Origin of the sequence: Salinisphaera sp. (genome assembly GCF_035690525.1) — a bacterium.
Taxonomy (GTDB): domain Bacteria; phylum Pseudomonadota; class Gammaproteobacteria; order Nevskiales; family Salinisphaeraceae; genus Salinisphaera.
Genome location: NZ_DASSKM010000177.1, coordinates 1 through 9,629 on the forward strand (window position 1 = coordinate 1; position 9,629 = coordinate 9,629).

The window sequence follows — 9,629 nt, forward strand, 5'->3', positions numbered from 1 at the left end:
CGTGCAGCTGTCGGCCCGCGTCGACAGCGCCGACTACGGCAAGGCGACCCTGAACGGCGGATTGCACTATACGCCCGAGGCGATCGGCATCGAGGACCTCACGATCGGCGTGCCGGCCACCAACGGCCGCCTCACCGCCAACGGCCAGGTCGCCATGGCCGCCGGCAACAAGATGGACCTGACCGTGGACTGGTCGAGCCTGGCCTGGCCGCTGTCGTCCGAACCGTCGTACAAATCCGATCACGGCACGGTCCGGCTTACCGGCACCCTCGACAACTACGACCTGAATACCGATCTGGTCTGGCAGGTGGTCGGCCAGACCCAGGGCAAGCTCGCCGTCAGCGGCTCGGGCAGCCGCAAAGCCTTCGATCTGAAATCGTTGGATATCTCCGGCGGGCCCGGCCATATCACCGGCCACGCCCGGGCGCGGTGGTCGCCCAAGCTCGATGTGGCCGCGCATCTGGAAGGCAGCCATATCGATCCAAGCGCGATCGTCGCCGACGTGCCGGGCGATTTCGATCTCGAAGTCGATCTCACCGCCACCCGGGTCGGGCAGCAGATTCATGCCGATCTGAAGACGCTGAGCGCGCACGGCAGCCTACGGCACCAGCCGCTGGATCTGAAGGCGAAAGCGCAGTATCTCGGCGATCATATCAAGGTCGACACCTTGCATTTGGTCTCCGGCGCGGCCACGGCCGATATCAACGGCACTTTCGGCTGGACGCCCGGCGCCAAGCTCGACGGCCGCTGGTCGATCCACTCGACCGATCTGTCGACGATCATGCCGGGGCTGGCCGGCAGCCTGAACACCGAAGGCCGTGTTTCGGGCCGGTTCAAGGCGCCGAGCGTCACGGCCAAGCTGAGCGCGCGCAACCTCGACGCCTACGGCAACAAGGTCGAGGCGGCCGACCTGGATGCGAATATCGACTGGTCCGGCGCCACCCAATCCAATGTGGATCTGGCGGTCGAGGGTATCGAGGCCTCGGGCCAGAAAATCCGCCGTGTGACGCTGAATCTGGACGGCACGCCGGCCTCGCACCGGCTGTCGCTGAATCTGGACAGCGATATGGCCCAGGTCGATCTGGCGCTGACCGGCGCGCTGGACAAGAAGACGTATCGCGAGCGGTTCACGCTGCGCCGTCTGACCGCCGGCTATCAGGATCTGGCGCCGTGGTCGCTGGCCTCGCCGGCCTCCGGCGCGGTTTCGGCGCAGGCCCAGTCGATCGACGATGCCTGCCTGACGTCCGGCGGCGCGCGTCTTTGTCTGACGGCCAATCACGACGCCAAGACCAGCCGCGCGCACATCGAACTGTCCGACTTCAACTACGACTACGCCAAGCGCTTCTTTCCGGAGGGCCTGGCCGTGACGGGTTCGGTTTCCGGCCAGGTCGACGCGCAGCTGCCCACCGGCGGCTCGGCCCGGGTCAGCGTGAATCTGCAGACCTCGGCGGGCACTGTCAGCATGACCAACCCCCGGGGCGAGACCGTCAAGGTGCTGGACATGCAGCCGGGCCATATTCAGGCGCGCATCGCCGATAACGGGCTGGATGCGGACGTCGATCTGCCGTTGGCCGGCAGCGACGGCATCCGCGCACAGGCCACAATCGCCGCCGGGCCCGGCAGCTTGATGAAACACCCGTTGAACGGCCGGTTGCACATCAGCCTGACCTCGATGGATTTCATCACCAAGCTATCGCCCGAAGTCGATACCTTCGACGGCCGTTTCGCCGGCGACCTGCAACTCGGCGGCACGCTCGCCAAACCGAGCGTGCTTGGTCATATCGGGCTCGATGCATCCAAGCTCGTGCTGGTCACGCCGGGCCTGACGCTGACCGACGTGAGCCTCGCGGCCCAGGGCCGGGGCGACTCGATCGGCATCACCGCGGCGGCCAAATCCGGCGGCGGCACGCTCAGCGCCAACGGCGATATTTCGCTGGCCGATCAGGGCCAGACCATCAATCTGGCGATCCAGGGCGATCATTTCCAGATTGTCCATATTCCGGACGTCACGGCCTATGTCAGCCCCGATCTCAAAGTCGCGGTCACACCCTCGAGCGTGGATGTGACCGGCAGCGTGACCATTCCCGAGGCCTCGATCACGCCGAAGAATCTGCCGGCTTCGGGGATGACCACGGCCTCGTCCGACCAGATCATCGTCACCGACCAAACCAGTACGACCGAGGCCGCGGCGCGCGCCATTCACGCCGATGTGAGCGTGATTCTCGGCAAGAAAGTGCATATCGACGGCTTCGGCCTGAAGGCCGATCTGAACGGCAAGCTACGGGTCGTGCAGGAGCCGGGCGGTATACCGACCGGCACCGGCGCCATCCATATCACCAACGGCTCCTATCAGGCCTATGGTCAAAGTTTGGACATCCAGAAGGGCAAGATTCTGTTCGCGGGCGGCCCGGTCAGCGAGCCCGGGCTGGATATCAAGGCGGCGCGCTACCCGGCCGAGGATGTGACCGTGGGGGTACACGTGCGCGGCAGTATCAGTAATCCACAGCTGGAATTGTTCTCGGACCCGCCCATGAGCCAGTCCGAGCAGCTTTCGTGGCTGTTGCTCGGTCGGCCGCTGGATTCCACCAACGGCCAGCAAGCCAGCCTGGTCGCCCGCGCCGCCCTGGCGCTGGGCTCGTCGCGCGGCAACAAGGTGCTGCAGAACATCGGCGACAAGCTGGGGCTGGACAACGTGGGCATCGGCGCCGGCGCCGGTCAGAGCAGCAGCGAGGCCGCGCTCACGGTGGGCAAGTACCTGTCACCCAAGCTGTATGTCGGTTACGGCCTGGGTTTGTTCGATCAGGTGTCGACGGTCACCTTGCGCTATACGCTGTCCTCGCATTGGACGCTCGAGACCTCGTCGAGCAGCGAGGCCACCGGCGGCGATATCGTCTGGAAATTCGATCGGTAGCAGTCTTTGTCCTTCCGGCTAGACGGCCGGCTTCAATCGTGATTCTGGCGCGAGCGCCGGCGCAGATAGCAGACCAACCAGCTTAGGCCGGCGGACACGATCACCAGCGCCAGCAGCGCCTGTTCCACGTTTTGGATATGGTTGATCGCGCGGCCGATGGCATGGATCAGGTAATGCGAGACGATGGTCACGGCGGTCGACCAGATCAGCGTGCCGATGAAGTCGTAGAACAGAAATCGCCACGGCGAGACGCCGAGCGAACCGAGCACGAACGGCGTGAGCGAGCGCATCGCCCAGACAAAGCGGAAACCGATCATCACGACCGGGCCGTAGCGTTCCAACAGCGCTTCGATCCGGGTGGCGCGGGCGTGCCAGTGCGGGCGTTTGGCCAGCGCCGGCCGGCCCATTTTGTGGCCGATATGGAACCAGACATTATCAGCGAGCAGCGTGCCGATCATGGCCGCCAGCCAGACGCCGTGCTCGGTCAGTATGCTGTTGTTGGCCGCCAACACCCCCAGCAGAATCGAGACTTCGCCTTCGAAGAAGCAGCCGACCGCGACCGCGAAATAGCCGTATTCCGCGATCAGATGCCAGAGCGTATCGATCATGAGCTAGGATGCCTCGTTGTCTTGCTACAGGCGTTCGCGCAGCCAGCGGCCGATGGACGCGATCTCGGGCAAGCAAACTTGATGGGCCATGGGGTACTCGTGCCAGTCGACCGTGTAGCCGAGCTTGACCAGCAGATCCCGGCTGTCGCGGCCGAGTGTGAGCGGCACGACCGGGTCCTCGCTGCCATGGGCCATGAAAATCGGCACGCCGCGATTGGCATCGCCGGCCTCGGCGGCCAACGCGTCGTGCAGCGGCAGATAGGTCGAAAGCGCCATGATACCGGCAAGCGAGGCGCCGTGGCGCAATCCGGTGTGCAGGGCGACCGCGCCGCCCTGGGAAAATCCGGCGAGCACGATGCGATGCGCGGGAATGCCGGCTTCGATCTCGCGGGCGATGAGCGCCTCGATCTCGGCGGCGCTGGCCTGAATGCCCGCGCGATCCTGCTTGTCGGCGAGATCCACGCCCGCGATGTCGTACCACGCCGGCATATGCATGCCGCTGTTGATGGTGACCGGCCGCTGCGGTGCGTTGGGAAACACAAAGCGTACCGTGTGCTGCTCGCCCAGGCCCAGTTCGGGAACGATGGGCACGAAATCGTTGCCGTCGGCGCCCAGGCCGTGCAGCCAGACGACGCTGGCGGTGGCCGCGAACGGCGGCTGAATTACAACGCAGTCGAGCATGGTCGTGTCCGTCGGGAAATGCCGATGGCGAAGTCTGGCCAGCCGATGAACGACATGCAAGATCGATGTGGCGCGTGCGGCGGGCCGTGTCTCGCAGGCATGGGACGCTATGGTCAGTTGCGATAGTATCGGGCGCAGCCATATACAAAACAACGACCTCAGTCGTCTGGAGTTCCCATGAAGTCACGTGCCGCGATCGCCTGGGAAGCAGGTAAGCCGTTGTCGGTCGAGGAAATCGACGTGGCCGGCCCGAAGGCCGGCGAAGCGCTGGTGCGGCTCGTGGCCACCGGTGTCTGCCATACCGATGCCTATACGCTGTCCGGCAAGGACCCGGAAGGCTTCTTTCCGCGCATTCTGGGCCACGAAGGCGGGGCCGTCGTGGAGGAAGTCGGCGCGGGCGTGACCTCGGTGGCGCCCGGCGATCACGTAATTCCGCTGTATACCGCCGAATGCGGCGAATGCAAGTTCTGCCGGTCCGGCAAAACCAATCTTTGCGGCGCGGTGCGCGAGACCCAGGGCCAGGGCTTGATGCCCGACGGCACGACCCGCTTTTCCAAGAATGGCCGCGACTTGTACCACTATATGGGCACGTCGACGTTCTCCGAATACACCGTCGTGCCCGAGGTCGCGCTGGCCAAGATCAGCCCCGAGGCGCCGCTGGACAAGGTCTGTCTGCTGGGCTGCGGCATCACCACCGGCATCGGCGCGGTCTACAATACGGCCAAGGTCGAGCCCGGCTCCAGCGTGGCCGTGTTCGGCCTGGGCGCGATTGGGCTGTCGGTGATCCAGGGCGCGCAGATGATCGGCGCCGAACGGATCATCGGCATCGACGTGAACCCGAACAAGTTCGAGTTCGCCGGCCAGCTCGGCGCCACCGATTTCGTCAATCCGGCCGACCATGACGACCCGATCCAGCAGGTGATCATCGATATGACCGACGGCGGCGTGGACTACTCGTTCGAGTGCATCGGCAACACCGATGTCATGCGGGCCGCGCTCGAGTGCTGCCACAAGGGCTGGGGCGAGTCGACCATCATCGGCGTGGCCGGGGCCGGCGAAACGATCGAGACCCGGCCCTTCCAGCTCGTAACCGGCCGCGTCTGGCGCGGTTCCGCCTTCGGCGGCGTCAAGGGCCGTACCGAACTGCCCGGCTATGTCGGCCGCTATATGGCGGGCGATATCAACATCGACGATTTCGTGACCCACGATCTCCCCTTCGAACAGATCAACGAGGCCTTCGACCTGCTGCACCAAGGCAAATCGATTCGTTCGGTCCTGCATTTTTAAGTACGCGCGCGTCGAGGAGTTCTGTATGGACGTGAAACAGATCGACGAACATAAATCGCACGAAGGCTGGCAGCGGCGCTACGCCCATGCCTCCAAAGTCTGCGGCTGCGAAATGACGTTCGCGCTGTATCTACCGCCGGCCGCCGAGCACGCGCGCGTGCCGGTGGTCTATTGGCTGTCGGGGCTGACCTGTACCGACGAAAACTTCGTCAACAAGGCGGGCGCGCAGGGCGTGGCCGCCGAGCTCGGCATCGCGATCGTCGCGCCCGACACCAGCCCTAGAGGCGCGGAGGTCGCCGACGAGGATGCCTACGATCTCGGTCAGGGCGCGGGCTTTTACGTCAACGCCACCCGATCGCCGTGGTCGCGTCATTACCGTATGTACGACTATGTCGTCACCGAACTGCCGGAACTGCTGGGCCAACAGTTCGGCGATACGCTGGATCTGTCGCGCGAGGCGATCGCCGGCCATTCCATGGGCGGCCACGGTGCGCTGGTCATCGGCCTGCGCAATCCGGATCGTTTCGCCGCCATTTCGGCGTTCTCGGCGATCTGCAATCCGGTGGCGGTGCCCTGGGGCGAGAAGGCTTTTGCCGCCTACCTCGGCGACGATCGCGTGACCTGGCGGGAGTACGACGCCAGTATCGTGATCAGCCACGCCGAAAACGGCGCTGCGTTGCCGCCGATCCTGCTCGAGCAGGGGCTGGCCGACGGCTTTCTGGAGGAGCAATTGAAGCCCGAGCGACTGGAGGCGGCGGCCGAGAAAGCCGGCGCCCCGGTCGAGGTGCGGCGGCGGGATGGCTACGATCACAGCTATTTCTTCATCGCCACCTTCATCGGCGAGCACCTGCGATTCCTTGCTCGGTACATGGGCGTGTGAAGGCGGCTCGGGTTAGACTGGCCGGCCGATACCCGGAACGCGAGTGCCGTGCATGAAGCCCATGATCCTGGCCCTGTTTGTCGTTGTGGCCGCCGGCTTCGCCCTGGGCGGCTGCGGTCAGAAAGGCGCGCTCTATCTGCCGGGCCATAACCCGAACCCGCCCAAGCCGCTGCTCGAGCCGGCCGATCAAAACGCGCAACAATCGCCGGATCAAGACCACGGCGGCGCTTCCGACGCCTCGGTGTCGTCGTCGAGTGATTCCGCTTCGGACGGCGCCGCGCGCTAATGGATCATTTCGACTACCGCGGCGGCGCGCTCCACGCCGAGAACGTGCCGGTGGCCGATATCGTGGCACGTTTCGGCACGCCGACTTATGTCTACAGCGCGGCCACGCTGACCCGCCACTATCGCGTGTTCGAGGCCGCGCTCGCCGGGATCGATCACGAGATCTGCTTCGCGGTGAAGGCCAACGGCAACATCGGCGTGCTCGGTGTACTCGCCGATCTGGGCAGCGGTTTCGATATCGTCTCGGTCGGCGAGCTGGAACGGGTGATCACCGCCGGCGGCGACCCGGCGCGGGTTGTCTTCTCGGGCGTGGGCAAGCGTATCGACGAGATCGAGCGCGCGCTGGAAGTCGGCATCCATTGCTTCAACGTCGAATCCGAAGCCGAGCTGGCGCGTATCGATGCCGTGGCCCGGCGCCTGGGCACCGCGGCCCCGATCTCGCTGCGCGTGAATCCCGATGTGGACGCGCAGACCCATCCGTATATTTCCACCGGCCTCAAAGAGAACAAGTTCGGTATCGCCATCGAGCGCGCCGAAGCGCTATATGCGCAGGCGGCCGAAATGGCCGGTGTGCGTCCGATCGGCGTCGACTGTCATATCGGTTCGCAGTTGATCACGCTGGCGCCGTTTCGCGATGCCGTGGGCCGAATTCTGGCGCTGGTTGATCGGCTCGCCGCCCGTGGTATCGAGCTCTCGCATATCGATGTCGGCGGCGGGCTGGGCGTGTGCTATCGCGATGAAACGCCGCCGACCCCGGCCGAATACGGCCGCGCGATCGCCGAGATGTTGGCTGATCGCGATCTAAAACTCATCCTCGAGCCCGGCCGCGTGCTGGCCGCCAACGCCGGCATCCTCGTCACCCGCGTGGAACTGCTCAAGCCCGGCGCGGCCGATACCGACAAACATTTCGCCGTGGTCGACGCGGCCATGAACGACCTCATCCGCCCGGCGCTCTACGACGGCTGGCATCAAGTTGTACCGGTCAATAAAAACGCGCGCGACGGCCAAACCCGCGCCTGGGATATCGTCGGCCCGATCTGCGAAACCGGTGATTTTCTCGCCCAGGGACGGGAGTTGATGCTGGCCGAGGGCGATCTACTGGCCGTGCGTACCGCCGGCGCCTACGGCTTCACCATGGCCTCCAACTACAACGCCCGGCCGCGCGCCGCGGAAATCATCGTGGACGGCGACACAATGCACGAAGTCCGCGCCCGCGAAACCGTCGCCGATCTCATGCGCGGCGAGCGGCGGTTGCCGTTTGCCTGACCTTGTTTGGAGCGCCGACAAGAGCCTCGGCTACCTGTCGCTCAAGAAATGTTCCACGCCTGTTGCAACCGCTTCACGGTATGGTCCCATTTCGGCGTTTTCGGCTTGCAGACGGTGTTCTGATTGCCGAACAATCCCGCTTCGTTCACGGCGTGCTCCCGGTCCACCGTATGAATCCATGCCACCGGCACAAGATATTCGGCGTCTTCGTCCGATCGCGATGGATCAACTTGCGGATAGGGCGCCTGCAGCGTTGATTCGTCGAGTGCCTTGCGGCCGTCCGGCGTATCAAAGCGCGCCTGGTCGGCGCGGATACGCTCGCCCGTGACAATGCCGACGCCGACAAACCCGGTCTTGGGAATATTCACCCATACGCGGTCGCCTTCCGACAGCATGGCCAGGGTTCGCGAGTACCAGAGCGCGCCACCGCCCGCGATGAACCCGAGCTGCCGTGCGTCGGCCCAGGAGCGGTTATCGCCAAACGACACATAATATTCGCCGTTCCAGGCGTGTTTCGCTGAAGCATGGCTAGCCGCCCGCTCACGGTTGTCTTCGGGCGCAATCATCCATGCGCGGCTCAGATAATGATTGCCGCCGTCCTGGAATGCGGCAAAAAACAGCGCGTTGATCGCGATATCGGCGTGCGTGTTCAGGTAATGGATGATGCGCTCGGTGCTGGCATCGAGCTTGGTGGCCACGACCACCATCTGGTGTGCGCGGTTGAGCTGTATGTCGGTGCTATCGAGCGCCACTCCGAAGCGGGCCTTGAAGGCCGCTTCCAGCGAATCGTGCGGTCGCTCGTAGATCCGGGCGAACTGATGATAGATCTCGCCGATCTGCGACTCGTCCAGATTGACGACCCACGAAGCATAGTCAATCGCCTGCGCGACGACCTCGCGCGGGGTCTTGTCGCGCTTGAGTTCGATGATGATGACATTGCCGTCGCCGTCCAGCGCCAACAGATCGATGAACTTGTCGAAATCGGTGCGCACCTGCCGGCCGATCAGCAGCCAGTCCGCGTCGAGAATGGCGATGTCGTGCATCACCTGTTCCTCGAGTAACGATTCGTCGGCCATGCCCACGGGCTTGAGCTTTACCGGCTTGTCGCCGATTTTCCAGATGCCTTGTTCGATGGCCATGAAGGAGCTAGCGATTCGTGGTTAGTAAATGGCTTGTTCGACGACGGCGCTCGCTAGTTGGCGACGGGTTTCGCTGGCTTGGTTCAGGCGGACTTTGAGATGGTCGCAGACAGCGACGAGTCTCTCGATTTCTTTGACGATGCGTTTTTGCTCTGAACTAGGCGGCACCGCTACCGGTAGTTTGTTCAAAATCCCGTGATTCAGATTTGTCATAGTCGTGCCGACAGAGTTTCCAGAGAGATACTTACGTATTTCCTGTGTCAAAAATAAGTTCAACACGAAATATCGATCTACTTGTTCATGGAAGCGCAATACAAAGCTGCCGGTTCCACATAACCAGCCATCCTCGCGCTCGTTGACTAACGCGCATCTTCCCACTTCGCCGCGCCTCGCCATTACAATATCGTTCTCTGCGAGCGCGTAGCTCGAAAGCGTCGTGGCTTTTTCATTAGAGACGCTAACGGAGGCGTCCTCGCGAATAACCCCCGAAATCATATGTGAAGGATTGATTAGTGGTACGCCGCCCGTCATATAATCGCTCTTGTGAACCATTGACCCAAACGGCCCAGTCG

At 63.7% G+C, this 9,629-nt stretch carries 9 protein-coding genes; 5 read left to right on the plus strand and 4 right to left on the minus strand.

Annotated elements, in window-relative coordinates:
• On the plus strand, positions 1-2,911 hold a 2,911-nt coding region (locus VFJ08_RS13435; protein ID WP_324997731.1), incomplete at its 5' end, for a translocation/assembly module TamB domain-containing protein.
• Between the two features lie 32 nt (positions 2,912-2,943).
• On the opposite strand, the gene VFJ08_RS13440 is transcribed toward VFJ08_RS13435, so the two are convergent.
• Positions 2,944-3,519: a DedA family protein gene (locus VFJ08_RS13440; RefSeq protein WP_324997732.1), complete on the minus strand. Its 576-nt coding sequence runs from the start codon at positions 3,517-3,519 to the stop codon at positions 2,944-2,946.
• Positions 3,520-3,543: 24 nt separating this feature from the next.
• On the minus strand, positions 3,544-4,200 hold the full coding sequence (locus VFJ08_RS13445) for an alpha/beta fold hydrolase (protein ID WP_324997733.1): 657 nt from the start codon (positions 4,198-4,200) through the stop codon (positions 3,544-3,546).
• Positions 4,201-4,377: 177 nt separating this feature from the next.
• Between VFJ08_RS13445 and VFJ08_RS13450 the strand changes: the two genes are divergently transcribed.
• Genes VFJ08_RS13450 through lysA form a run of 4 tightly spaced genes read left to right on the plus strand, consistent with a single transcriptional unit; the run spans position 4,378 to position 7,918 of the window.
• A complete protein-coding gene (locus VFJ08_RS13450) occupies positions 4,378-5,487 on the plus strand; it encodes an S-(hydroxymethyl)glutathione dehydrogenase/class III alcohol dehydrogenase (protein WP_324997734.1) in 1,110 nt (369 codons plus the stop codon).
• A gap of 25 nt (positions 5,488-5,512) precedes the next feature.
• Positions 5,513-6,367 (plus strand): S-formylglutathione hydrolase, encoded by an 855-nt coding sequence (fghA, locus tag VFJ08_RS13455; protein ID WP_349257017.1) that lies wholly within the window; start codon positions 5,513-5,515, stop codon positions 6,365-6,367.
• A gap of 52 nt (positions 6,368-6,419) precedes the next feature.
• Complete coding sequence (lptM, locus tag VFJ08_RS13460; RefSeq protein ID WP_324997735.1) at positions 6,420-6,653, plus strand: LPS translocon maturation chaperone LptM; 234 nt, start codon at positions 6,420-6,422, stop codon at positions 6,651-6,653.
• Complete coding sequence (gene lysA, locus VFJ08_RS13465; RefSeq protein WP_324997736.1) at positions 6,653-7,918, plus strand: diaminopimelate decarboxylase; 1,266 nt, start codon at positions 6,653-6,655, stop codon at positions 7,916-7,918. The genes lptM and lysA overlap by 1 nt, the downstream gene beginning before the upstream one ends.
• Positions 7,919-7,959: 41 nt before the next feature.
• Here lysA and VFJ08_RS13470 read toward each other — a convergent pair whose 3' ends face one another.
• Positions 7,960-9,057, minus strand: a complete 1,098-nt coding sequence (locus tag VFJ08_RS13470) for a hypothetical protein (RefSeq protein WP_324997737.1) — start codon at positions 9,055-9,057, stop codon at positions 7,960-7,962.
• Positions 9,058-9,078: 21 nt separating this feature from the next.
• A partial coding sequence (locus tag VFJ08_RS13475; protein ID WP_324997738.1) for a restriction endonuclease subunit S occupies positions 9,079-9,629 on the minus strand: 551 nt, incomplete at its 5' end.

What these genes read in the sequence shown, in the direction of transcription:
- VFJ08_RS13440 (WP_324997732.1), bottom strand. Translation starts at nt 3,519, where the DNA reads ATGATCGATACGCTCTGGCATCTGATCGCGGAATACGGCTATTTCGCG.
- VFJ08_RS13445 (WP_324997733.1), bottom strand. Translation starts at nt 4,200, where the DNA reads ATGCTCGACTGCGTTGTAATTCAGCCGCCGTTCGCGGCCACCGCCAGC.
- VFJ08_RS13450 (WP_324997734.1), top strand. Translation starts at nt 4,378, where the DNA reads ATGAAGTCACGTGCCGCGATCGCCTGGGAAGCAGGTAAGCCGTTGTCG.
- fghA (WP_349257017.1), top strand. Translation starts at nt 5,513, where the DNA reads ATGGACGTGAAACAGATCGACGAACATAAATCGCACGAAGGCTGGCAG.
- lptM (WP_324997735.1), top strand. Translation starts at nt 6,420, where the DNA reads ATGAAGCCCATGATCCTGGCCCTGTTTGTCGTTGTGGCCGCCGGCTTC.
- lysA (WP_324997736.1), top strand. Translation starts at nt 6,653, where the DNA reads ATGGATCATTTCGACTACCGCGGCGGCGCGCTCCACGCCGAGAACGTG.
- VFJ08_RS13470 (WP_324997737.1), bottom strand. Translation starts at nt 9,057, where the DNA reads ATGGCCATCGAACAAGGCATCTGGAAAATCGGCGACAAGCCGGTAAAG.